This window comes from Acidithiobacillus sp. TH-A67, from assembly GCF_057473545.1.
Genome location: NZ_JBYCKU010000055.1, coordinates 1 through 25038, shown reverse-complemented (window position 1 = coordinate 25038; position 25038 = coordinate 1). Strand labels below are relative to the sequence as shown.

The following is a 25038-nucleotide window of genomic DNA, read 5'->3' as shown; positions in this document are numbered from 1 at the left end:
GCCATGGCAGCAAAGATACTAGAGCAATCCCCAGGCCGCCAGTTTTTCCGGCTCGTGCTGCGACCAAACAGCGCGGTGCAGGGTCAACATCGCTTGCCGGTCGCTGAGCAGGATATTTCTTTCCCGCCGACTCAGCTCTGCGGGGCCCAGGGTGATGGCCTTGTTGCACAATGCAGCGGTGATTCCCCAAAGTCCGGCACGATCTCGCTGCAAGGCCGCATGGACGGCATTGAAACGCGGATCCACAACCGTGGCGATGAAGGCATCACCCTCCACCTGCGGCAGAAAATCCACATACTCCGGCGCGAGTTCACGCAATTCTCGCGGTACCTGGATCTCCTCGGGAATCAGGAACAAGCGGCGACGCCGAGCCCACAAGCCCCAAGAGCTGCGGCTGGTGAAGACCGCGAGCGGCACCGATAGGGCCAGCCCCAGAAAAATCGGCAACAGCCAGGCAAAGTGCCAGAATCCCAGAAATGGCTGGGCAGCAAACAGAAAAGAGACGCCAATCAAACTGAGTGCGCCGAATTGACGCACAGCGACCCGCCAGGGGGTTTCCTGGTCACCACGCACCTGCGCGCCCCACTTCACCCCCCGACCGGTCAGAGTCTGTACTACGAAGACGCTGTGGAAAACCATGCGCACCGGAGCCAGAACGATGGCAAAGATACTCTCGAGGATCACCCCCAGCAGCATAGCGCCGGTTCCACCGAAATACTTTGCCTGACGTGACCAATGCAACCAGAGCACCGCGAGCAGCTTGGGACCGAGTAGAAAAGTCAGGGTGACGGCAAAAAGCCAAACTGGCAGCGGATTATCCATACCGTAGTGAAACAGGCTCATGGAGTCGCTGGAGCCTCCGTGGGCCCAGTAAATCAGACCGGAAATCGCCCCCAGTATGAGAAAAATGCCCCATAATGGTGCTGCCAGAAAGGACATGGCGCCATTGATGAAGAGGAAGCGATGGGCCGAGCGCAGGCGATCCGCGGCCAGCAGGCGAAGATGCTGCATGTTTCCCTGCGCCCAGCGGCGATCACGCTTCAGATCGTCGATCAGCGTGGGGGGAGACTCCTCCCAGCTGCCGCCCAGCTCCGGCAGAAACCAGACTTCCCATCCCGCGCGTGCCATCAGGGCGGCCTCGACGAAATCGTGGCTGAGCAACTGGCCACCGAGGGGTGCACGACCGGGAAGGATGGGCAAGGCACAATGTCGCGTAAACGGTGCCACCCGGATCATGGCGTTGTGACCAATGAAGTGACCGTCGCCAAGCTGCCAGAAACGCAGCCCCGCACTGAACAGCGGACCATAGAGCCGTTGGGAAAACTGCTGGATACGGGCATAGAGAGTCGACCGGTTGACCGAGACGGGCTGGGTCTGCAGGATGCCCACCTGCGGGTTCCCCTCCATGATCTCCAGCATCCTGTAAAGGGTATCGCCGGCCATCACGCTGTCGGCGTCGAGCACGACCATATACTCGTATTGATTGCCCCAGCGCCGACAAAAATCAGCGACATTGCCACTCTTGGCGTGGTTGTTGACCGGCCGGCGCCGGTAATGAATGCGACCGAAGGCGTTGAGCTCTTCGCAGAGACTCGCCCAGGCTAACTCCTCATTGACCCAGGACTGGGAGTCACGGCTGTCACTGAGCAGGAAAAAGGAAAAATGCTCGAGCTTGCCGGTTCGCTGCACAGAACGATAGCAGGCCTGCAATCCTGCTATGGTGCGTGCCACTTCCTCATTATAAATCGGCATGATGACAGCTACCCGCGCATCTGCCCGCGGGGAACGACGCAGCTCCTCGGGATCGTGGGCGATGCTGCGAGTACGCCCCTGCAGCAGAACGAAGAAACCGACCAAGGCGGTCCAGAACCCTGCCGAGATCCATGCGAAGAGCAGCACAAAGATGCCAATGGTCAGAATCTCCAACCACAGAGGCTGAGAGAGTGCCAGCTCATGTTGCAACAGCACTCCCAACGCCGCTGCCGGAATCGCGATCAGGGCCGTCAACCAGCGTCTTCTGCTCTGACTCAGGGCCTCCCAGGCACGTGTCGGATGGCGGTTCATCGCACATTTCCGAAAAACGGCACCAAACGGCGGCTGCGATTCCAGAAGTCGCGTAGAGACTGTGTCTGGCGCTGCAGAAAAGCAGAGACAGAGCGCTGCATCGGTACAGAAGCCATTTTGCTGCGTTGCGGCTGCAACTGGTGCCCACGCAGCCAACGGCTGGGCTGCTCGATTTCCGCTGGCAACACCGGACGCAGGCTCAGCGCCAGACGCGCTTCCCATTCGTCGCCGCGATGCAGGGTGGCGATACGATTTTGCAAGGCGGCAAAGGCACGCGCGCTACGCACTGCCGGATCGTCCACCGTCAACTGCCGCAACTGCAAGGTGAGTTCGGCTTGGAGCCACAAGCGTTGCGCATCGTCGAAAGGCAAGCGCGACAAGTAGGACTCCATACGTGACAAAAGAACGACGTCTTCGGCGGTCATGGGATCTGTTGCCTGAGGCAAAGGAAGATCCGCAGCGGAACCTGATTGCCAGTGATCAACATACATGTCAGTGACCTCCTTTGGCGGGTTGTAAGAGAAAGGTCCAGGTGTTGGTCATCACCTGACCATCGAGAGTTAAATACGCACGCAAATTGCTGGGCGTTTGACCCGCTGTCTTGACGTCGGCCAGCAGGCGCCAGAAGTGACCATTGCTGGAATACTCAAGCTTCTGAGCGCGGACCTGGGCACCGTCAGCAGCACTGAAATGTGCCTGCACTGGCATGCTTCCCGGAAGGCGGGTGAGCGCACCACCAGAAAAATCGATGACGACATGCTGCCATTCCGGCTCTTTTACGTCATAGCCGAGGTAGGTAGCCGTAGGATGCGCCAACGGAATCAGGCCATGCTGGCTGTTGAAAAAGCGCAACTGATAGGCGTAATGGTAGGCAGTGCCGGGTTGTGGTTGGGTCGCCGGCACCCAGAAAACATCGATATTGTCCATATCTGGATTATTGGTGGGCAACTCCACCAGGCGCACCTGACCTTTGCCCCAATCCCCCACGGGGCTCACCCAGACACTCGGGCGCCGCTGATACTGGGTATCGATGCCCTGGTACGCAGCAAAGTCGCGCGGCTGCTGAATGAGGCCAAAGCCCTGGGGTTGCTGCATGTCGTAACTGGTAGTCTGAATCTGCAGCGGGTTATTGAGAGGACGACTGATCCATTCGCCGTTGCCGTTGGCCATGACCAGCTCGCTGGAGTCGTGCTGCGCTGGGTGCCAATCGCCGGCACGAACTCCGCGTCCGTGGCCGTGCCAGAACATACTGGTGAGAGGCGCCAATTCCAAAACCTGCACTGGCTTGCGCAGGTAGATGGTCGCCTCGACGTCCACCACGCAGTCGTTTCCCGGATGGATCACGAAACGGTACGCACCCGTGACCACCGAACTGTCCATCAGGGCGTACACCGTCATTTGCGTCGCCCCGGGAGCGGGCTTCTCCAGCCAAATATGGCGGAAATAGGGGAAGATTTCTCCCGAGGGCTGCGCGGTATCAATGCCAATTCCGCGCGCCGAGGTACCATAGATTGCATCCTTCCCGACCGCACGAAAATAGGTGGCTCCAAGAAAGGAGATGAATTCGTTATAATTAGGCGGAGTATTCAGCGGATAGAGCAGACGGAATCCGGCGTAGCCCAGATCACTGGGCAGGTCTTGCGGATGCAGGTCCCCAAAGCTGAAATCCTGCAATTGGAAAGGAATGGGACTTATGCTGCCATCGGCTACCACGGAGATCTTTTCTGGGCGCGGAAAATAAGATCCAGGCATGTAGAACTGCACCTGGAACGGACTGTCGCTATCCGACCAATAAGGATTGATGTCCTGAATCTGCGCGTACTGCGCGGGGTCGAGATCTTTCAGAAATGCCGGCAACTTTGGCGGCGTCGCATCATAGGCCTCGTGTGCGAGACTGCGCGCCCGCGCATCGACCTGGGCAAAGCCGAAGTCGCTGGCTTGCGCAATCGCGGTGCCAGAGACAAGAAGCGCCAGACCCATGAGCACCTGGCGCGAGACTAGAAAGCAGGAAAAATGATTCATGAACGAATAAAAGCAAAGGACGTGCCAAAATATATCTTATTGTTTTCAGGCTATTCTTTTGCAACGTGCCGAAGAAACCGTCGCCGCATCCCGACAAAACCCCTTCAGCATCATCAAAAAGCGTGGTTTTCTCCGTAGATGATCGCGGAGTTTTAGAGCATCAGCAAACTATAGGATTCTAAGGCAATAAATCAACAGGTTATGTTTACCTTGCGGCTCATCACCTGTCGCTTTTCAGCGACAGGAATCCACAACCTTTACCGTAATGTTGCCTCATAGCCTTCTTCTGCCAAGGCAGCCTGCAGGTCGGCAAGCGCGAACTCTCCCCGCACCGTCGCCGAATCCGGCAGGCTCACTTCCACCTGCTCCACTCCGGGCACCGATTGCAGCGCCTGGGTCGCCGCACGCACACAATGCTCACAGGTCATTCCGGCAACCTTCAACTGAATTTCTGCCACCTTTCACCTCCATGTTAAAGAAACTTGGTTTGGACATAGTACTCATTATACCTTGCTACAGAGTCAACTCTTTCATTGCCCCGCAAGAGAGTAGATCTCGACAGCCAGAATCCCCAACAGGATCAGGATCCCCAGAGTCAGGGCGCTACGCAGCGGAAAGAACCAGGTGGGCCAGGAGATAGCGCGGCGCTGCAAGCGGTAATCAGCCAACCACTGGGCGACGAAGCCCAGCATCAGCAACAGCGTCGCCAGTAGAGGCGACCACCACAATGCGAAAAAGCCCCAAAGCGCAGGGATGACACTCCAAAGGAGCAAGGGTCCGGCTTCATCGGGGCGCTGCGTTCGATCCAGGGCAAGGCCCCAATGTATGGCACCGAGAAAGCCGAGGATGATAGCAGCATAGATATTTCCAAGACTTACGGCAATGATGCCATACCCCTGCACTGCGGCAATATCGGCGACAATGAGAGGGATCAATCCCGTCCCGCCGAGGATCTGGGCTAGGCGCATACTGCTTTTTTGCTCATTCATATGCTTCTCCACTAAACATTTGTTGCCTGCGAAGCAGGGGATGAGCGATCATCTCGCGCAGGAGCTCTTGACCACCAACCAGAGCAAGGCTCAAGCGTGAGCGCGCCCGCGTGACTGCGGTATACAATAATTCCCGATGGAGAAAATCCCGGTCTTCCGCTGCCGCCAGGAAGGCACAATGACGATATTCGGAGCCCTGGGATTTGTGTACCGTCAAGGCAAAAACCGTTTCCACGTCGCGCAGGCGCAGAGGTGAAAACCAGCGGATCTCAGCGTTTGCATCGGCAAAGGCGACCTGCATTTCCATTTGACCATCCGCCAACTTGAGCGGCAAGGTGATGCCAATTTCGCCGTTCATCAATTGTAGACCATATAAATTGCGAGTGATGATTACCGGCCGACCGGCGAACCACTCTCTATTGCCTGGCACAACGCCCTGGCGCTGCAGGAGCTGTGTCACCTGCCGATTCATGGCGCCGACCCCCCAGGGGCCATCGCGCCGGGCACAAAGCAGCTGAAACTCGGAAAATGCCCGCAGACATTGCCGCGCGAGTTCTTCGGGGGGCAAACGCCGGCGCAAGCCAGCCTGCAGCTGCCGAAAAAAATGCAGGTAACCGGGCGCGTCTACTTGGCCTTCCCCCCATCCATGCAAGAGAAGTGCATCAAGTTCCTGCGGGTTCGTGGGAAGGAAGAGGCGGAGATCGGATTCCGGCTCCTCCAGCAAAGCGGCAATCCGCGTGCCCTGCCCGCGGCGAATCTGTTCGGCCAGCCGGCCAATGCCACTATGTGGCGCAAAGCGATAGCTGTGGCGCAGCAGGGCTACGGACTGCTCGCGGGCACCACCCTCCGCCTCCGGCACGGGCAAGACATAGGCACAAGTAGCGGCAATCCAGCGCCGTGTGTCTTCGTCATAACGCGCCCATTCCGCGTTGGCGCAGAGCTCTGCGAGGACTGCCCCGGCTTCCACCGAAGCGAGTTGATCCTTGTCCCCCAGCAGGATCAGGCGGGACGATGGCGGCAAGGCATCAAGAATCCGCGCCATCAATTCCTGGCTAAGCATCGACGCCTCATCGATGACCAACAGATCGACAGCGAGCAGTTGACCGCGATGATAGCGGACTCGGCCATCGGCGCGCAGACCCAGGAGACGATGGACGGTTTCCACCGCCCGCGGGATCGCGGCGATGACTTCCGGCGGCGCCAGATCCTGCGCCTCCCCGTCCAGGGATTGGACCAGACTTTGACTGAGACGCGCAGCGGCCTTGCCGGTCGGTGCCGCCAGACGAATACGTAACGGTCCCTGTGACTGCGGCAAGGCACCTTGCAGGGCGAGCCCCTGCAGCAGCAACAGAAGGCGCAGCACCGTCGTGGTTTTTCCGGTACCCGGACCGCCGCTGATGACCCCCAGTCGATGCCGCAACATCAAGGCACAGGCGATGCGCTGCCAGTCTGGCTGTAGCGAACGCGCTGGGAATAGCCGGTCTAGCTGGGCGGCTACCAAATCCGCTGGTGGCAGTGGCAGGGCTGCGAGTCGGGCGCGGACACCTTCGACGATGCGCTGCTCGTTCTGCCAGAAACGTCGCAAGTACAGCCTTCCGTCGCTTAGGACCAGGGGCGTCGTTCCCTCCCCCGCTGCCACCAGTGACGGGGCTTGGTGCAGCCAGGCCTGCCACTTGGCGAAGCGCGGCCACCAATCCTGGAGAAAGGAATTTTCGGTAGGGGCGTCGGCAAGGAGATCGAGATGTACCTGACCCTGCGCTGCCTCGTTACTGCACCGGGCGGCCGCCAGCAGCAGCGCAGGCGGCGCGGAGGGATCAAGGCCGCGCAAAAACAAGGCGAATTGTGCATCCCAGGGACGCAGGCAAGCCTGCTCAACCGCCTCGCAGAGCAGGCGGCGTAGTGCATCACGGTCCTGAGTCCGGCAGTCCAGCGCAGGGATTTTCATGGCCTGACCTCGGTCGCACGGAAAACCGGTTCCAAGGCGGGATAAAATCCCGGCTCCGGCTGCAGCAAGATACTGGCATTCCCTTTCTCCCTTATTCCGCGCAAAAAGAGTGCCAGGGCCCCTGCCGGCTCGCCCTCCCATCCCCGGCTCCGCAGCAGGCGCCGCAAGGCGACCAGATAAAGTCCCAGCTGCAGATCGTAGCGTTGCGCGAGCAGGGCATCGCGCAGCGCCTGCCGATGATAGGCGGCAGGCCCCAGACCCAGAAAATTCGACTTGTAATCAACAAGGTAATAGCGACCTTTCCAGAAAAAGACGAGATCGATGAAGCCCTTGAACATCCCCCCAAGGCGGCGGCTGTCCAGGGCCGGACGCGGCACATCGGGAAAGAGATGGGCATTGACGATGAGATCGATCTGCTGGCTCTCGATGTTCTGCACTGGCAGCCAGAACTCCATTTCCGCCTGGTACTCCTGCAGATCCTGCAAACGAACCGTTTCCCCTTCTGCCAAGACGAGCGGCAGGGCGAGAGTTTGCAATAACCAGTCCTGCAGCTCGGCGGCGTGCTGGAACCAGGATTGACCATGGCTACGACGCAGGATCTCCTCGTGCAGAATCTGCGGACTCCGGGAAATGGCAGCGAAGCCCTGCTCTGCCATCCAGCGCAGAAGATCATGCAGCAGGATGCCCGTCGCGGCTCCCGGCGGGAAAAGCAGGTGCGTGGACGGCTCCACCGACTCCTCCATCTGCTCCTCCCCCCATAACTCGGCAAGCCGTTCCAGGGGCTGATGATGGCCACGCTGCAAGGCCGAATAGCTGGCAATCCACCAGTCGTTTTCCTGCGCTCTGGCAATACGCGGGCACAAGGCGGGCGCCTGCACAAGCGGCGGCGACAGGATGGCAGGGGTATCCGGCAGAGCAATCGGGGATACGCCGATCTCTGGGACATTGGCGAAGAGTTCCTCTACTTGCTCGGGCGAGCCTTTCCCTTCCTCTGCCCCGTACAGAAGCAGATGCGCCAGGGCCGATTGTTGTGTGTCGGCGCAGCGGCCAATCCCCACCCAGACAGCAAATTGGGCACGCGTCAGCGCTACATAGACTTTGCGAATGTCCTCCTGCAGTCGCTCCCGCTCGGCACGTTCCTGCTCTGCCGCAGCTGCCGGTCGCAATGTGCGCTGCCCTTGTTCTTCGGTGATCTGCAAGCATTTGCCGGAATCGCTCCGGGCGTTGAGCAGGAAGGGTAAAAAAACGATGGGATACTGCAGCCCCTTGGACTTGTGGATGGTGATCACCCGCACCAGATCTGCATCGCTTTCCAGCCGCAGCAGCGTTTCTTCATCGCCGCCTGCCTGCCTCTGGCGTTGCTCCGCCAGAAACCGGAGCACGGCGTGCTCGCCCTGCAATTCTTGCGCGGCATGCTGCAAGAGCTCGGCGAGGTGCAGGAAATTGGTCAAACGCCGCTCTCCATTCGGCGTGGCTCCGCGCAAGAGCCGCGCCGGCAAGAAAAAATCCTGAGAAAGCCGCAGCAGCATGGGGAGCACACCGCGCTCCCGCCAGATCTCGGCATAACGCCGAAATTGCAGCAGGCGCTCTTCGCGCAGGCGATCATCGTGCTGCAAGGCAGCAAGTTCTGACCAATCGAGACCGAGGAGCGAGGTGGCCAGGGCGGTGCCCACTGCCTGCTCATCGTCGTATGCCAGACAAGCCGTAAGCAATCGTTCCAGATCTGCGGCTTCCGGGCTTTCGTATACCGACTGTTGCTCGGAGAGATAGACGCTGGCTACCCCGCGCTGGCGCAAAGCCGCACGCAGCACGTCTGCCTCCGCACGGTTATTGACGAGCACGGCAAGATCAGCCGGCTGCAACGCCCGCGCGCCTGATGCGGAACGAAACCCCGCCTGCCCGCTGCGCCCGGCCAACAACAAGGCGACAATCCGTTCGGCACAGGCAGCGGCCATACAATCGTTATATTCGCCCTTGTTCCCTGCCGCGTCCTCCGCCAGAACGGCAAATTGCAGAGCGGAAGTCTCTTCTTCCGTCCAAAAAAACTCCTCCTGCCGCCCCGCAGCCTCTACGGGCAGGTAGGGGACCGGATTTTCCTCTCTCTGACGCAGACCGAATACGCCCTGCGGGTGGCGCTCTTCCAGGGTCAGAAAGAAGGTATTCAGGGCCGTTACCAGCTGCTCGCTGGAGCGATAATTGCGGCCGAGACGATAAATTTCCGCGCCGCAGTCCTGCTGAGCGCGCAGGTAGGTGTGCAGATCTCCACCGCGAAAGCGGTAGATGGACTGCTTGGGATCACCAATGAGCAGGAGCCCGCCCTCTGCTTCCGCGCCCCCGTAAATGCTATCGAGAATGGCATATTGGTAGGGATCGGTGTCCTGAAATTCGTCTACCAGGGCCCAAGGATATTGCTTGGCCAAATGCTCGGCGAGAACCTTTCCGGCCTCCCCTTGCAGGGCATTGCGTAACTGCCGCAGAATCCCCTGAAAGTCGATCTGTCCCTGCTCCTGCAATTGCTGCTTGCGCTCATCCAGCCACCCCAAGGCATGGGTAAGCAGCGCCGCCCGGGTCTCTTCGCGCTGCCTTTGCAGGATATCCCTGTAGGTATGCAGTTCCTCGATCAGCACCAGCGCCGGATGGCGGAGCTGCGCGTTGTCACGAGCGGCTTCCTGTATTCCCACCAGACTCAGGCGCTGCCACGCCGAATCCGTCAGAGAGGGACCAGCCAGATCCTGCTCTGCCGTCCACGATCGCAGACTGTCCAGCCAGTTGCGATAATACCGGGACTGCAGCTTCCTTCCATCAACCTGCTTGCTGGCGTTCAACTCGTCCAGCCAATCCTCCAGGGAATCGAGCTGCTCTGCCAGACGCCCGCGCAAGGATGCCAACTCGCTTGTGGCATTTTCCCAAAGGCGATGCAGGAGGGCCGCGGGTTCCTCTCCAGGGGCAAACCCTTCGCTTTTATCGAGGTATTCCTGCAGCACGCCAAGGAATTTCACGGGATCGAGGAGGTCCTTTCCCCAACGCCGCAGTTCCTGCATCTCGGGGTAGGGCAAGGGATGCAGAAAGAGACGCAGATAGTCCTGTAGCAGTTCGCCATGTCGCGTCTGACCGTCGGTCAACACCTGCAGCGCAAAATCATTGCCCATGGCAAAGGCGTATTCTTGCAGGACCCGTTGTGCCCAGGCATGGATGGTGTAAATGGCAGCCTGGTCCATCCCTTCCGCGGCGCCATCGAGAAGGCGGGCCAGGCTCGGCCAGGCTTCTTGCGGATAACTCTCGCGCAGCTCCAGCAGGAATTCGTCGGCGTTGTCGCTCTGCCCGGCAAAGAATCCTGCGGCCTCGTGCAGGCGGCGGCGAATGCGGGCGCGTAATTCGAGCGTAGCGGCATTGGTGAAAGTCATCACCAGAATCTCTTCCGGCAGGAAGGGACGGGTACAAGCATGGCCCAGCACCAGGCGCAGGTAGAGGGCGGCAATGGTGTAGGTCTTGCCGGTGCCGGCGCTGGCCTCGATCAGGCGTCGTCCAGCACGCAACGGAAAGCAGAGAGGGTCGAGGAGGTCGCCGCCGGTCACGCCTTGCCGCCTCCCTGCTTACGTAGCTGCACGCCACATTCCACGGCATCTTGCAGAGGTTGCAGAAAACGCCGGCAAAGCTCTGCCAGTTCCCCGACGTCGTCTGCCAGCGGCGGCTGTGGCCAGACCCGTCGTACCTCTTCGTCCTTTTGCACGAGATCTGCATGTAGCCTACGGACGGACTGGAGATCGATCTGCCCCGCCAGCTCCCCTTGCCAAGCTGCGGCCAGCAGTGGCAGCAGCAAGGGCAGCGGCCGCCGCCGCGCCTCCAGCGCGAGGTCGACGAGCTCCGCGAGATGCGCGCGCGCCCAGGCGGGGTCCATCGGCGCAAGAAGAATATCGCTATTGTCCCTGCCCAGGAGATGGGTACTGACGGTCCAGCCATCGGCATGCAACGCAAGATGCTCGATCCAGTACGGCCAGACCTTTGTCCATTCGATATTCTTGCCTCTGCCGATCTTGCTGGCCGACCAACGCAGCAGGGCATGCTCAGCTTCGGCACTGCGACGCAGACCGGCAATCTCTCCTACCAGCTCCGTACCGGCGTGCTGCAGGCACAGGCCCTGCGGTGGAAGCGCTTCTGCATACTGTGCCGCAAGTGCGAGATAGCGCTGTAGAGGCTGTTCCAGTTCGTCTACCAATTCTTCACCAAGCAAGCGGCCAACGGCCCCGACAGGCAGGTCACCACGCCGCGACTGGCGCAACGACTGGCGTTGGAGGACCGCCATGGCGGCACCGGTGTCCACTTCCTCCTGCTGCACCGCCTCGATCAGCTCGCTGCGGATTTGCCATTGCTGCAGAGTATCCAGGGCGAAGGGCTCACAGTCCTCGGCGATTTGTTCATCGCTTTCGCGTAGGCGAACACCCAGCCCCTGCTGCAAGAAATACCGCGCGGGTCTTTTTCCCAGCTCCTGCAGTTCGCGCAGGGTCAGATAGCGCAGTTCCGCGACCGGTAAGACCGTTTCCGGCGCTGGCACAGAGTCAGACTCCCACCACTCTCGCGCAAAGGTGAAGTACGGGGTATTTTCGCCGAGATACTGCTGACTGAAGGCCTGCAGGGGATAGCTGGTCGTCAGTGCCGCCAACAGGTCTTTGCCATGCAACTCCTCACCACCTTGTTCCGCCCGCCAGACCCGCGCCAGGTGGTCACGCAGCTGCGCCACCAAAACGGAGGGCGGCTCCTCGCTATCGTCGCGCGGGCTGCGCCCCGACCAGAAGATCTGCAGCGCGTCGCGGGCGGACAGTAAGGCTTCGAGAAAGAGATAGCGATCATCCTCCCGCCGCGAGCGGTCGCCCGGGCGATAATCACCGCGCAAGAGGTCGAATTCCGCCGGGGTTTGCCGCCGCGGGTAATCTTTCTCGTTCATCCCCAGCAGGTAGATCCGGCGGAAAGGGATGGCACGCATGGGCATCAGGGTGGCAAAGGTGAGACCACCGGAAAAGAAGGCGGAGCCGCGCGTTGCCTTGACGACGATGGCGGCACGCCAGGCCTCGCCAACAATTTCAAGGGAGAGCGGCACAGTAAGGTCCGCTGCCGCGCAGTCTTCGACCCATGCCTGCAGGGCCCCTTGCGCCAGCAACAGTTCTTGCTCTTCCTCTCCTTGTGCCGCAAAAAAATCGGCCAGTAGTTCCTCCAGTTTGCCCTGCCAGATTTTCGGCGTGGCTGGGGGCTGCAGGCGCGTCTGCCACTGGGAAATGCTTGCCAACAACTCGATGAAAGGAGCCAGACGCGCTGCCGCATCCACCGGCAGATAACTGGGTTCTAGCTCACCGCAGGCCTCGCCATGAGCCACGGCATAGCCGAGCAAGAGACGCTGCAGCGCAAACCACCAGGTGTGCGCTCCCTGTCCTTCCCTCCCCAGACCCAGATTTTGCCGCTGGGTGTCATCCAGCCCCCAGCGGGCACCAGCCGTCTGTAGCCAGGAGCGCAGGAGGGGGACATCCTCGACGTCAATACCAAAGCGCCGACGCAAGGCGGATACCTCGAGCAGGTCCCAGAGCATGCTGGCGGGCAGTCGCGAATGCGGCAACCCAAGCAGCAGGTCCAAGGCGTGGAGGAGCGAGTTTTGCTGTACAGCTGGCGCATCAACAATGTGGTAGGGCAAATGCCGCGGGTCCGAGCCCGGATAGCGGCCAAAGACCGCATCGATGCGCGCCGCATAGCTATCCAGTTCCGGTACCATGATCAGGATGTCACGGGGACGCAGGCTGGCGTCCAGGCGCAGGGCTTCGAGAATCTGATCCTGCAGGACCTCGAGTTCTCGTAAGGGACCATGTGCCACATGAAAACGCAGGGAATCGTCGTGAGTGAGATCGATGGGCGACCACAGATTGCGGCTTTCCGATGCCGGGCGCAGGAAAAGGATGTCATCCTGCAGCTGCTGCAGGAGGGTTCGCGTTTCGCCGGGCCGGAACAGTTCGATACGTTCGTCCATCACCTGCAACTGCAGCTCGCTGGCGGTCATTTCCAGGGCGGCAAGATAGTCTCTACCGGTCTTGCCCCAGGCAGCCAAGAGCGGATGTCCATGTTCGATCGCGGCGTCGACGTCCGCTACTTGGCGCGTCCGCTTGCGGCCGCGCGCTTCCTGGCACAGCAGATCATGCCCGGTAACGATGTCCCCCCAATAATAGGAACACGGATCAAGCACCAGGATCAGTACCGGCAAATGCTCCGCCAGCGCTGCCAGGGCAAAGAGGGTCTGCTGAGGCAGAGAGGAGATGCCGAAGACGACGAGACGCTGCGGCAATTCCGGCCAAGTTCCTGGCTCCGCCAAACGACGGATGAATCGTTGGTGAATCTGGCCGCGCGATTCTCCTGGGCTCGCAGCTGCCTGCAGATCGGCAAGCAGAGCGCGCCAGAGTTGCGCCTGCCAGCGTTGCTGGGCAGGCAAAGGACGCGCCCGACCATCGAGACTGAACAAGCTGTCGCGGCCAGCCTCCCAGGCTACCAGCCAGTCCGCGCGATAGACCTGGTACTGATCGTAGAGATCTGCCACTCGCTCGGCCAACTGAAAGCGCCTTCGTCCTTCAGGATCCCTCTGCAAATAGCGACGCAGCGGCGCATACACTGGATCGGGCAGCTCTGCCAACAGGCGAAAAAGTCGCCAACGCAGCCGCTCCTTGTCGAACGGCGAAGAGTCTGGAACTGCATCGCGGCCCAGCACGGCGCGGTAGGCTCGCCACAGAAACTGCGCTGGCAACAGGAAATCCAGACCCGCGGCAATCCCCTCGGCGGCAAAGCCCAACTTCAGCCACTCCGCCACCCCATTACTTTGCACCAGGATCGTCTCGCGGCTGAGGGGCGACAGGGGATGCTGGCTACACCATTGCACCAATAAGTCACGCAGATCCTCCGCGCGCTGACTATGGACGAGGGTGAGCTGAGGCGCTGCCATGTTATGAGTCAGCGACCCGTTTACCCATCAAGCTCGGCCAGGCGGCACGCAGATATTCGATCATACTCCACAAGGTCATCGCCGCCGCAAGCAGGAGCAGGGCTATGCCTATGTCGCGGGCGGCAATCCCCCAGGCCATCGGCCCCGCATACAACAGGAATACGATGGCAAGCATTTGCAAAGTCGCCTTGACCTTCCCCAGCCAGGATACGGAAACTTTTTTGCGCTCACCGAGCTCCGCCATCCACTCGCGCAACGCCGAGATGGTGATCTCCCGGCCCACAATGATGCTGGTGAGGATGCCCGCAAGGATCGCCGGCATCTCGCCGCTGGCACAAATCAGGATCAGGGCGGTGGCAACCATAAGTTTGTCGGCCACCGGATCGAGGAAGGTGCCAAAGGGCGAAACCCCGTTATAACGACGCGCGAGGTAGCCGTCCGCCCAGTCGGTTAGGGCGGCAAAAGCAAAAATGGCGGTCGCCCCGTAGCTGCGCTCCGTGCCACCCAGAAAAAACAGCAGGACGAAGACCGGGATGAGCAACACCCGCAGCATCGTCAGAAAATTGGGCAAACGCGCCATCATGGCCGGGCCCCTGGATGGAAATGGTCATAGATCCGCTCGGCGAGTTCGCGGCGAATCCCTTCTACCCGCTGCAGGTCATCGACCCCCGCGTCGCGGATACCCCGCAGTCCGCCAAAACTCCGCAACAAGGCACCACGCCGTTTGGGTCCAATACCGTCGATCACATCGAGCTCCGACTCCTGTCGTGCCTTCGCCCGCCGCGCGCGATGGCCGGTAATGGCAAAACGATGCGCCTCATCACGAATCTCCTGAATGACCAGGAGAGCGGGATCATCGGCGGCGAACTGCCGGGGTGCCGACCATTGCGGTGCATGCAGCGACTCCAGACCGGGGCGCCGACTGGTACCCTTGGACACGCCACAGAGCTGAACACTGTCGATCCCCAGCTCGGCGAGCGCAGCCACAGCGCGCGCCAATTGTGCTGGTCCGCCATCGATGAAGACGATGTCGGGCAGGCTTCGGCCTTCGTCCTGCAGTCGCGCATAGCGACGTAGGACTGCCTGCTCCATGGCGGCATAGTCATCTCCCGGGGTGATCCCTTTGATGTTGAAACGGCGATAGGCGTCCTTACGAGCGCCATCGGCATCGAAGACCACACAGGAGGCCGTGGCCGCCTCGCCGCGGGTATGGCTGATATCGAAACACTCCAGACGCTGTGGGAGTTCTTCCAGAGCAAAGAGCTCCTGCAGGAGCTGCATGCGCCGTTGCCCCTGGCCAGCCTGCTGCGCCCGGGCGCGCAGGGCGAGGCGCGCGTTGGTTTCCGCCATCTGCATCCAGCGCTTGCGCGGGCCCCGTTGCGGCTGATCGATGAGCACCTTGCGCCCGGCGAGCTCGCTCAGTGCCTCCTGCAAGGCGGCGGCGCCCCGCGGCAGCAGATTGAGCAGCAGATTGCCGGGGATTTCCCGATCGGCGTAGTACTGTCCGAGAAAGGCGGCCATCATTTCCGGCCCGCGCACGCCCTCGGCATGCCTGGGGAAGATCGAGCGGCCCCCCAGCTGTCTGCCGTGACGCAAGAAGCTGAGATAGATACACCACTGGCCATTTTCCTCGACGGCGGCCAGTACATCGAAATCTCCACCGCCAGACTGGGCGACGTATTGCCGCTCCTGCATCTTGGACAACGCAGCCACCTGATCCCGCAGGCGTGCCGCCTCTTCGAAGGCAAGATTTTCGGCGGCGGCCTGCATGCGCTGCTGCAAGCCCTGCAAAACCTCATCACTGCGCCCCTGCAGAAACTGCAACGTGGCCCTGACATCCGCCGCGTAGTCCTCCTGACGGATATGCCCGGCGCAAGGGCCACTGCAGCGGCGGATCTGGTAGTGCAGACAGGCCCGGCTGCGGTTGCTGAAAACGCTGTCCTCGCAGGTACGCAGGCGAAAGGCCTTCTGCAGCAGCACCATGCTCTCGCGTAGAGAGCTGACCGCGGGATAGGGACCGAAGTAATGGCCTTTGGCACGCTGCGCGCCGCGATGAAAACCCATGCGCGGAAACGCAGTATTGGTCTCGATCAGCAGGTACGGATAGCTCTTGTCGTCCCGCAGAAGGATATTATAGGGCGGATGGTGACGCTTGATAAGCTGCGCCTCGAGGACCAGAGCCTCGGTTTCGGTGTGGGTATGGATGACTTCCACCCGCTCTACCTGCTGGAGCATGGCCTGGGTCTTGAGGCTGTGGCGATTCTTGTGGAAATAAGAACTGACCCGACGCTTGAGGTTACGCGCCTTGCCCACATAGAGAATCTGTCCAGCGCCGGAAAACATTTGATAAATGCCGGGGCCAGCACTCAGCTGGCGCAAAAAGTCCGCGAGGACGAAGGGTTGCTCCGCTTCCCGCAGCAGCGTAGCCTCTCCCGACTCAGTCGGACTGGGTTTCATCGAGACGACGCAAGTAGTCCCAGGTGTAGATACCGGTTCCATGTCCATCACTGAAGTGTAGCTGCACGGCATAATTACCGACAGGTTGGATATCCACGAGATTGACATCCTCTTTTCCGGTAATGACCTGTGCCTGATCTGGCGTATGCCCCTTACACTCGGCACAGGGGCACTCGACACGTAGGTGTTCAAAGGTCAGACGACTGGTGTGACCGTCGCCCCAATCAATCTCCATCACCTTGCTGAGCATGAGGGGACGAATTTCGATGGGCTGGGTACGCGCTGACATGAGGGCCTCGCTGGTCAGAATAATGGCTCTAGGGTACAATCCGCGCCCAGCAAAGGGAATGCCTTACAGGACTGCACATGAAAATCTCCGCTTTCGATATCCGCCCCGGCAACATCCTCGAATACGAGAAGGGCCTGTGGCGCGTACTCAAGACTGACTTCGTCAAGCCCGGCAAGGGTGGGGCCTTTGTGCAGGTGGAGATGAAAAACATCGAGACCGGCACCAAGACCAACCAGCGCTTCCGCTCGGAAGAAAAGATGGAAAAGGCCGTGGTCGAACCGCGCAAGATGCAGTACCTCTACAACGACGGTACTGGCTATGTTTTCATGGATAACGAAAGCTTCGAGCAGATGACCCTGAGCGAGGATCTGCTGGAAGGCCAAACTGGCTACCTGTTGCCCAACACCGAGATTCAGGTCAACCTGCACAATGAGCGCCCGATTGGCGTCGAACTACCTCCCGTCGTCATTTTGGAAGTGGTCGAAGCCGAACCCGCCATCAAGGGGCAGACCGCCACTGGCTCCTACAAGCCGGCGCGCATGGAAACCGGCATCACCGTGCAGGTACCGCAGTTCGTCAACAATGGCGAAAAGATCCGCGTCAATACCGTGGACGGCACCTATATCGACCGCGCCTGAACGAGGCGGGGTTCCGACATCAGAAAGCCCGCCAATGGCGGGCTTTCTGCTTTCACGACTGCGGCTGAACCAGGCGGCTTAGTTCGCCTTGGCAGGAATCACCCAGACAAAGATTTCGTTCTTACCCACCAGGCCAAGGTTCCGCCGTGCCAGGCCGGCAACCGCACCAGAATCATTTTGCAGACTGAGGACCTCGGCCGCGAGCTTGTCGTTCCGTTTTTCCAGTCTCTGTGCATCGCTCTGGCGCTGTTCCACCTGCGAATGCAGCTGCGCTACCGTCCACCAGCTCCCGGCGCCGAACCACAGGAAATACTGCAGGCCCACCAGAATCGCCAGCAGGAGCCAATCGACACGACTTAGCCCACCGATGCGGGAAACCGCAGCGCGAGCCGAATCCAGAGAAGCATCCCAAACGACGGCCATGGCATCCTTTGCTACATAAACTTACTGAGCTAGTTACAGTATTAGTCCAGATTGTAAAAAGCTGCAAGGCCCGGGAAGCGTGCGGCATCGGCAAGTTCTTCTTCGATGCGCAGCAGGCGGTTATATTTAGCCACCCGATCGGTGCGCGACAGGGAGCCCGTCTTGATCTGCCCACAACCAGTGGCCACCGCCAGATCCGCCAGCGTAGTGTCTTCGGTTTCACCGGAACGATGTGAGACGATGGCGGTATAGCAGTGCGTCTTGGCCATTTCGATGGCCGCCAGGGTCTCGGTCAGGGTGCCGATCTGATTGAGTTTGATCAGGATACTGTTACCCACGCCGCGATCGATGCCCTCCCGCAAGATGCTGGTATTGGTGACGAAAATATCATCACCGACCAGCTGCAGGCGATCCCCTAAGCGGTCGGTGAGCTGCACCCAACCTTCCCAGTCGTTTTGATCCATACCATCTTCAATACTCAGGATGGGATAACGGTCGACCAAATCATTGAGGTAATCGACAAACTGGCCACTGTCCAGCGAGCGGCCTTCACTGCTCAGATGATAGTACCCGTCGCGGAAAAATTCGCTGGATGCCGCGTCCATACCCAGCCAGATATCCTCACCGGGGGTATATCCGGCCTGACTGATGGCCTCGACGAGCAGTTCCAGAGCCGCCTCGTTGGAGGGCAGGTTGGGGGCAAAGCCGCCCTCATCCCCGACGGTGGTCGCCAGACCCCGACCATGCAGCACCGCCTTCAGCCGATGGAAGACCTCGACGCCCATCTGCAGGGCCTCAGAAAACGACTCCGCACCCGCGGGAATGAGCATAAACTCCTGCATATCAATGGCGTTGTCGGCATGGGCGCCGCCATTGATGACATTCATCATCGGTACCGGCAACTGGATCGGTCCCAGGCCTCCCATATAGCGATACAAGGGCAGTCCCAAGGAGCGCGCTGCAGCATGGGCGCAGGCGAGCGAGACGCTGAGGATCGCATTGGCACCCAGGCGCGATTTGTTGGCCGTGCCATCCAGGGCGCAGAGCTCAGCATCGAGTTCCGCCTGATTCTCGACCTCCATGCCGAGAAGAAGATCCTGGATTTCGCCATTGACATTCTCGACCGCCTTGCGCACCCCCTTGCCGCCAAAACGCTCGCCACCGTCACGCAGCTCGACGGCCTCGCGCTCGCCGGTGGAGGCGCCGCTCGGCACAATGGCACGACCCATGGCACCATTTTCAAGGGTTACTTCGGCTTCGACAGTGGGATTGCCACGGGAATCGAGCACTTCTCGGGCATGGATCTGGACGATGGCGGTCATGGTAGTAACTCCTCAGGATGGTCTTCAGGAAAATCTTGCGCTTTGACGACGTGATCGATTTGTTGCAGTACCCGCAGGAGTGCTTCCATCTGCCCCAAAGGCCAGGCATTGGGGCCGTCGGAGAGGGCGCAGCGCGGGTCCGGGTGGGTTTCCATGAACAGGCCGGAAACGCCCGCCGCCACGGCTGCCCGCGCCAGTACCGGTACGAATTCCCGCTGCCCGCCCGAGCGGTCACCCTGCCCCCCCGGCAGCTGTACCGAGTGGGTGGCATCGAAGACCACCGGGCACCCGGTTTGACGCATCACCGCCAACGATCGCATGTCAGAAACCAGATTATTGTACCCAAAACTGACACCGCGCTCACAGACGAGGATGTCTTCGTTGCCGGTTGCCTTGGCCTTAGCCACCACATTGGCCATATCCCAAGGGGCCAGAAACTGACCTTTCTTGATGTTGACGGGCTTGCCCGCTGCAGCGACCGCCTGGATAAAATCGGTCTGACGACAGAGGAAGGCAGGGGTCTGCAGCACGTCCACCGCCTGGGCGACCGCTGCTACATCTTCCTTCTCGTGCACGTCGGTAAGCACGGGCACACCGATCTCACTACGCACCTTTTGCAGAATCCGCAGCCCTTCCTCCATTCCCGGTCCGCGAAAGCTGCCACCCGAGGAACGATTGGCCTTGTCGTAGGAGCTTTTGTAGATGAGATGGATGCCGAGACGATCGCAAATCTCTCGCAAGGTACTGGCACTGCGCAGCGCCAAGTCCTCGCTCTCGATGGCGCAGGGCCCGGCGATCAAAAAAAACGGCTCGCGCAGCCCTACCGGAAATCCCAACAGTTTCATCAGCGGCCCTCCTGGGTACGGTAACTCTGTGCGGCACTGACAAAGGCATCAAAGAGCGGATGACCTTCGCGCGGATTACTGGTGAATTCCGGATGAAATTGACATCCCAGGAACCAAGGATGATCCGGCAATTCGACTACCTCTACCAACGCACCATCGGCAGAGAACCCGGAAAAGCGCAGACCCGCCTTCTTCAATGGCGCCAGATAGCGATTGTTGAACTCGAAGCGATGGCGATGCCGCTCTTCGATTTCCCGACGGCCATAGGCGCGTTCGGCCAAGCTGTCCGCTTCGAGCCTGCAAACCTGCGCTCCCAGACGCATCGTCCCGCCCAGGTTGCCGCCGGCCTCGCGATAGGTCACCTGTCCATCGGGATCGGTCCATCCCTGCATCAACGTGATGACTGGTTCCGGGGTATTGGGATCGAGTTCGGTACTGTTGGCATTGGACAGCCCTGCACAGTGGCGGGCGAATTCGACGACGGCCAACTGCATGCCCAGACAGATCCCAAGGAAGGGAATCCGCTGTTCGCGCGCGTGACGAATGGCGCGGATTTTTCCTTCCGTGCCACGTCCGCCAAAACCGCCCGGCACCAGAATGGCATCGGCATCCGCCAGACACTCCGGCCCCTTTTCTTCGATTTCTTCCGCATCCACAAAGAGAAAACGGATCTTGCGCCGGGCCCGTAGCCCCGCATGTAACAGCGCTTCGGAAAGCGATTTGTAGGATTCCGTCAGACCGACGTACTTACCGACCAGCGCAATGCGCAACTCTCCCTGCGGGTGTTCCATGGCATCGATGATGCCTTCCCAGACCGATAGATCCGGCTGCTGGGCAGGCAAATGCAGATCTTCCACCACCAGCTCGTCCAGCCCCTGGGCATGGAAAAGCAGCGGGATGCGATAGATGCTGTCGGTGTCGATGGCGGAGATTACCGCGCGATCGGGCAGATTGGAAAAGAGCGCAATCTTGGCGCGATGGTCTTCCGGAATAGGGCGATCGGCGCGACAGAGCAGCACGTCTGGCTGAATGCCGATGGCGCGCAGCTCGCGCACGGAATGCTGGGTCGGCTTGGTCTTCATCTCCCCCGCCGAGGGCAGATAAGGAACCAGGGTCAGGTGCAGGAAGATGGTATTGCCCCGCCCTTCCTCTACTGCCATCTGCCGGATGGCCTCTAGGAAGGGTTGCGACTCAATATCTCCTACCGTGCCGCCAATCTCCACCAGGGCGACATCCGCCCCTTCCGCGCCCAGGCGAATGCGGCGCTTGATCTCATCGGTGATGTGCGGAATGACCTGCACCGTGCGGCCCAGGTAGTCGCCGCGACGTTCTTTCTCGATGACCGTCTGATAGACCAAACCGGTCGTGAAATTATTGCGCTTGCTCATACGCGCGGAAAGGAAGCGCTCATAGTGGCCCAGGTCGAGGTCGGTTTCCGCCCCATCTGCGGTCACGAAAACCTCGCCGTGCTGGAAGGGGCTCATGGTCCCCGGGTCGACGTTGATGTATGGGTCGAGCTTGAGCATGGTCACCCGCAGGCCACGCGCTTCCAGCAATGCCCCCAGAGCCGCGCCCGCCGCACCCTTACCGAGAGAGGAGACGACCCCGCCGGTGACAAAAATATACTTGGTCATCGTGCCCCTCAGTCGCTCTGCAAAAACGCCTGCATGGTAGCCAAATCCGGCCAGACAAACAACGTCGCGACCGTAAGCGGAAATCTCTCGGGACTCGGGCGAAGCGGGATAGAAGGCCTCGCCCCTGTGGTTTGCGCTACTTCAAGCTGGCCATATCGATGACGAAGCGATATTTCACGTCGCTTTTCAACATGCGCTCATAGGCCGTGTTGATATAGTCCATAGGAATGACCTCGATGTCGGCGCCAATCCCATGCTCAGCGCAGAAATCGAGCATTTCCTGGGTCTCGGCAATGCCACCGATGAGGGAACCGGCCAGACTGCGACGCTTGAAGATCAGGCTCGCGACCTCCGGCGAGGGATGTGGATGTTCCGGCACACCGACCAAGGTCATGGTGCCATCACGCTTCAGTAGCTGCAAAAAGCCATTGATATCATGGGGCGCCGCTACGGTGTTGAGAATGAAATCAAAGCGGTTTACCTGCTTCGCCATCTGCTCGGCATCTTTGGAGATGACAACTTCATCGGCGCCCAGGCGTTTGGCGTCCTCCGCCTTACCCGGCGAAGTGGTGAACAGGACGACATGCGCTCCCATGGCATGAGCGAGTTTTACCCCCATGTGCCCCAATCCTCCGAGACCAACGATACCGACTGTCATCCCCGGTCCTACTTTCCAATGCCGCAATGGCGAATAGGTGGTGATGCCAGCACAGAGCAATGGTGCCACACTCGCCAGATCTTTCCCGTCGTGGGAAATTTTCAGGACGAAGGACTCCTTGACGACGATACGCTGGGAATAGCCGCCATAGGTATTCTCACCGCCGAATACCGGTCCATTGTAGGTGCCGGTGAAACCATTCTCACAATACTGTTCGTCACCCTCGTGGCAAGAACTACAGTGGCCACAACTATCGACCATACAGCCTACCCCCGCCAGCTCGCCAACCTTGAACTTGCTGACGGCACTACCCACTGCCGTTACCCGACCAACGATTTCGTGCCCAGGCACCGAGGGATAGAGGGTGTTATGCCACTCGTTGCGCGCGGTGTGCAGGTCGGAATGACAGACCCCGCAATAGAGGATGTCGATCTGCACATCCTCGGGACCAGGTTCGCGACGATCCAGCTGAAAGGGGGCCAATGGGGTATCGGCAGCTTGGGCGGCATAGGCTTTGACAGAACTCATGAGCATCTCCTTATAAATACCAACCGGTCGGTAGATTATAGGGCAAGCACGCGGCCCTCGCAAAATTCTTAGCCGGCGACTGTGGCCTCAGGCCCGAAGAGGCGGGCCTGCAACTGGTGGATCTGGTCGCGCAGGCGCGCGGCCTCCTCAAACTCCAGGTTGCGCGCGTGGCGGTACATCTGTTCTTCCAGGCCCTTGAGCTGCTTCGCCAGCTTTTGCGGATCATCGGTCGCATAGGTGGCAACCGGTTCGGCAGCTTTGGCGCGGCCCTTGCCGCTGCGGTGGTAGACCCCCTCGATGATATCGGCAACGGGCTTATGGATGCCTTTGGGGGTGATGCCATGTTGGGCATTGAAGGCGAGCTGCTTCTCGCGCCGGCGTTCGGTTTCACGAATTGCCCGCTCCATGGAGCCGGTGACGACATCGGCGTAGAGGATGGCGCGCCCATGCAGGTTGCGCGCGGCGCGGCCGATGGTCTGCACCAGGGAGCGTTCGGAACGCAGAAAACCCTCCTTGTCGGCGTCGAGGATGGCCACCAGGGCTACCTCCGGCATGTCGAGCCCTTCCCGCAACAGGTTGATGCCAATCAATACATCAAAGACCCCGGCGCGCAAATCGCGGATGATCTCCACCCGTTCCACGGTCTCGATATCGGAATGCAGATAGCGACACTGGATGCCCAAATCATGCAAATAATCGGTCAGGTCCTCGGCCATACGCTTGGTGAGGGTAGTGACGAGTATGCGCCAGCCACCGGCGATCACCTGGTGGATCTCGCTCACCAGATCGTCCACCTGCCCCTGTGCTGGCCGCACCTCCACCTCGGGATCGACCAGCCCCGTCGGGCGCACCACTTGCTCGACGACGGCACTGGAATGTTCCAGCTCATAGGGCCCCGGGGTTGCCGAGATGAAGATGGTCTGCGGCATGAGGCGCTCGAACTCCTCAAACATCAGCGGCCGGTTATCGAGCGCCGAGGGCAAACGAAAACCGTACTCGACCAAGGTTTCCTTGCGCGAGCGGTCGCCCCGATACATGCCACCAAACTGCGGTACCGTCACGTGCGATTCGTCGATGAACAACAAGGCGTTGGCCGGCAGATAATCCATCAGGGTCGGCGGGGGCTCGCCCGCTGCCCGCCCAGAGAGATAGCGGGAATAGTTTTCGATACCCGAGCAGTAACCCAATTCTGCCATCATCTCCAGGTCAAAGCGGGTGCGCTGTTCCAGACGCTGTGCCTCCACCAGCTTGTTGGCCTCGCGCAGAATTTCCAGACGTTCGCGTAACTCGTCCTTGATGTGTTCGATGGCCGCAAGGATGGTCTCCCGCGGCGTCACATAGTGGCTTTTCGGATAGACGGTGTAGCGCGCCAAGCGAGTGATGGTCTTGCCGGTCAGGGGATCGAAGAGGGAAACGCGCTCGATCTCGTCGCCAAAGAGCTCCACCCGCACCGCCTCATCTTCGCTCTCGGCCGGCCAGATATCGATGACATCGCCATGCACACGAAAGGTACTGCGTTTGAGCTCGAGAGGATCACGACTGTATTGCATGTCAGCGAGACGCCGCAGGATAGCGCGCTGCTCCATCTGGTCGCCCTCCCGCAGATGCAGAATCATGCGGTGATACGCAGCTGGATCACCCAGACCGTAGATGGCGGATACGGTGGCAACGATGATCACATCCGGCCGTTCGAGCAGGGCCTTGGTCGCCGACAGGCGCATCTGCTCGATATGGTCGTTGATCGAGGCGTCCTTCTCGATGAAGGTGTCGGAGGACGGCACATAGGCCTCAGGCTGATAGTAATCGTAATAACTGACGAAATATTCGACGGCATTATGGGGGAAGAAGGCGCGCAGCTCGGCGTAGAGCTGTGCCGCCAGGGTCTTGTTCGGGGCCATGACGATGGCCGGCCGCTGCGTCTGCGCGATCACGTTGGCCATGGTGAAGGTCTTACCCGAACCAGTCACCCCGAGTAGGGTCTGGAAGAATTCCCCGGCCTGCAGCCCCTGTACCAGCCCTGCGATGGCCTTGGGTTGATCGCCCTGGGGGGGAAAGAGGCTTTCCAGTACCAGTTGCCGTTTTTCCATCTCGCCCTCGCTCTACCAGAAGCATCAAGCTTAGTCCGAGTTGCAGACGGGCGAAAGGGCGCTGATTCTCTTGTAGCAGCAAATTAGTAATGTCCGCTTTCGGCACGTTAGAAATGTCCGCCTGGAAGAGTAGAGAGGCAAGGACGAATGACGCAGGAGCGGATAGA

General features: G+C 60.1%; 18 protein-coding genes. 1 reads left to right on the top strand and 17 read right to left on the bottom strand.

Annotated elements, in window-relative coordinates:
• Positions 1-18 precede the first annotated feature (18 nt).
• The 11 genes from mdoH to AC2VNM_RS08550 all read right to left on the bottom strand — a co-directional run bounded on the left by mdoH (position 19) and on the right by AC2VNM_RS08550 (position 16736).
• The gene (mdoH, locus tag AC2VNM_RS08600) at positions 19-2064 is read right to left on the bottom strand and encodes a glucans biosynthesis glucosyltransferase MdoH (protein WP_483165873.1); all 2046 of its coding nucleotides are present in this window, start codon (positions 2062-2064) and stop codon (positions 19-21) included.
• Positions 2061-2555: a hypothetical protein gene (locus AC2VNM_RS08595; RefSeq protein ID WP_483165874.1), complete on the bottom strand. Its 495-nt coding sequence runs from the start codon at positions 2553-2555 to the stop codon at positions 2061-2063. Before AC2VNM_RS08595 ends, mdoH begins: the two co-directional genes overlap by 4 nt.
• A 1-nt stretch (position 2556) precedes the next feature.
• Positions 2557-4044 carry an OpgD/OpgG family glucan biosynthesis protein gene (locus AC2VNM_RS08590; protein ID WP_483165875.1) on the bottom strand — a complete coding sequence of 496 codons (1488 nt, stop codon included), beginning with the start codon at positions 4042-4044 and terminating at the stop codon, positions 2557-2559.
• Positions 4045-4343: 299 nt separating this feature from the next.
• Positions 4344-4544 (bottom strand): heavy-metal-associated domain-containing protein, encoded by a 201-nt coding sequence (locus AC2VNM_RS08585; RefSeq protein ID WP_483165876.1) that lies wholly within the window; start codon positions 4542-4544, stop codon positions 4344-4346.
• A 72-nt stretch (positions 4545-4616) separates the two neighbouring features.
• Positions 4617-5075 carry a DUF3429 domain-containing protein gene (locus tag AC2VNM_RS08580; RefSeq protein WP_483165877.1) on the bottom strand — a complete coding sequence of 153 codons (459 nt, stop codon included), beginning with the start codon at positions 5073-5075 and terminating at the stop codon, positions 4617-4619.
• The gene (recD, locus tag AC2VNM_RS08575; protein WP_483165878.1) at positions 5068-7020 is read right to left on the bottom strand and encodes an exodeoxyribonuclease V subunit alpha; all 1953 of its coding nucleotides are present in this window, start codon (positions 7018-7020) and stop codon (positions 5068-5070) included. The genes AC2VNM_RS08580 and recD overlap by 8 nt, the downstream gene beginning before the upstream one ends.
• A complete protein-coding gene (gene recB, locus AC2VNM_RS08570) occupies positions 7017-10595 on the bottom strand; it encodes an exodeoxyribonuclease V subunit beta (RefSeq protein WP_483165879.1) in 3579 nt (1192 codons plus the stop codon). The genes recD and recB overlap by 4 nt, the downstream gene beginning before the upstream one ends.
• On the bottom strand, positions 10592-13990 hold the full coding sequence (gene recC, locus AC2VNM_RS08565) for an exodeoxyribonuclease V subunit gamma (RefSeq protein WP_486913159.1): 3399 nt from the start codon (positions 13988-13990) through the stop codon (positions 10592-10594). Before recC ends, recB begins: the two co-directional genes overlap by 4 nt.
• A 1-nt stretch (position 13991) precedes the next feature.
• Positions 13992-14573, bottom strand: coding sequence for a CDP-diacylglycerol--glycerol-3-phosphate 3-phosphatidyltransferase (gene pgsA / locus AC2VNM_RS08560; protein ID WP_483165881.1), 582 nt, complete (start codon positions 14571-14573; stop codon positions 13992-13994).
• Positions 14570-16447: an excinuclease ABC subunit UvrC gene (gene uvrC / locus AC2VNM_RS08555; protein WP_483165882.1), complete on the bottom strand. Its 1878-nt coding sequence runs from the start codon at positions 16445-16447 to the stop codon at positions 14570-14572. Before uvrC ends, pgsA begins: the two co-directional genes overlap by 4 nt.
• Positions 16428-16736 carry a gamma-butyrobetaine hydroxylase family protein gene (locus AC2VNM_RS08550; RefSeq protein ID WP_483165883.1) on the bottom strand — a complete coding sequence of 103 codons (309 nt, stop codon included), beginning with the start codon at positions 16734-16736 and terminating at the stop codon, positions 16428-16430. Before AC2VNM_RS08550 ends, uvrC begins: the two co-directional genes overlap by 20 nt.
• Before the next feature lie 77 nt (positions 16737-16813).
• On the opposite strand from AC2VNM_RS08550, the gene efp reads away from it, so the two are divergent.
• Positions 16814-17374 (top strand): elongation factor P, encoded by a 561-nt coding sequence (efp, locus tag AC2VNM_RS08545; protein ID WP_483165884.1) that lies wholly within the window; start codon positions 16814-16816, stop codon positions 17372-17374.
• Between the two features lie 78 nt (positions 17375-17452).
• On the opposite strand, the gene AC2VNM_RS08540 is transcribed toward efp, so the two are convergent.
• The 6 genes from AC2VNM_RS08540 to uvrB form a co-directional block, all read right to left on the bottom strand.
• A complete protein-coding gene (locus AC2VNM_RS08540) occupies positions 17453-17797 on the bottom strand; it encodes an FtsB family cell division protein (RefSeq protein WP_483165885.1) in 345 nt (114 codons plus the stop codon).
• 41 nt (positions 17798-17838) lie between these two features.
• On the bottom strand, positions 17839-19119 hold the full coding sequence (gene eno, locus AC2VNM_RS08535; protein WP_215871937.1) for a phosphopyruvate hydratase: 1281 nt from the start codon (positions 19117-19119) through the stop codon (positions 17839-17841).
• A complete protein-coding gene (gene kdsA / locus AC2VNM_RS08530) occupies positions 19116-19964 on the bottom strand; it encodes a 3-deoxy-8-phosphooctulonate synthase (RefSeq protein WP_483165886.1) in 849 nt (282 codons plus the stop codon). The genes eno and kdsA overlap by 4 nt, the downstream gene beginning before the upstream one ends.
• Complete coding sequence (pyrG, locus tag AC2VNM_RS08525; RefSeq protein ID WP_483165887.1) at positions 19964-21598, bottom strand: CTP synthase; 1635 nt, start codon at positions 21596-21598, stop codon at positions 19964-19966. Before pyrG ends, kdsA begins: the two co-directional genes overlap by 1 nt.
• Positions 21599-21734: 136 nt before the next feature.
• Complete coding sequence (locus AC2VNM_RS08520) at positions 21735-22784, bottom strand: NAD(P)-dependent alcohol dehydrogenase (protein WP_483165888.1); 1050 nt, start codon at positions 22782-22784, stop codon at positions 21735-21737.
• A 68-nt stretch (positions 22785-22852) separates the two neighbouring features.
• Complete coding sequence (uvrB, locus tag AC2VNM_RS08515; protein ID WP_483165889.1) at positions 22853-24871, bottom strand: excinuclease ABC subunit UvrB; 2019 nt, start codon at positions 24869-24871, stop codon at positions 22853-22855.
• Positions 24872-25038 lie beyond the last annotated feature (167 nt).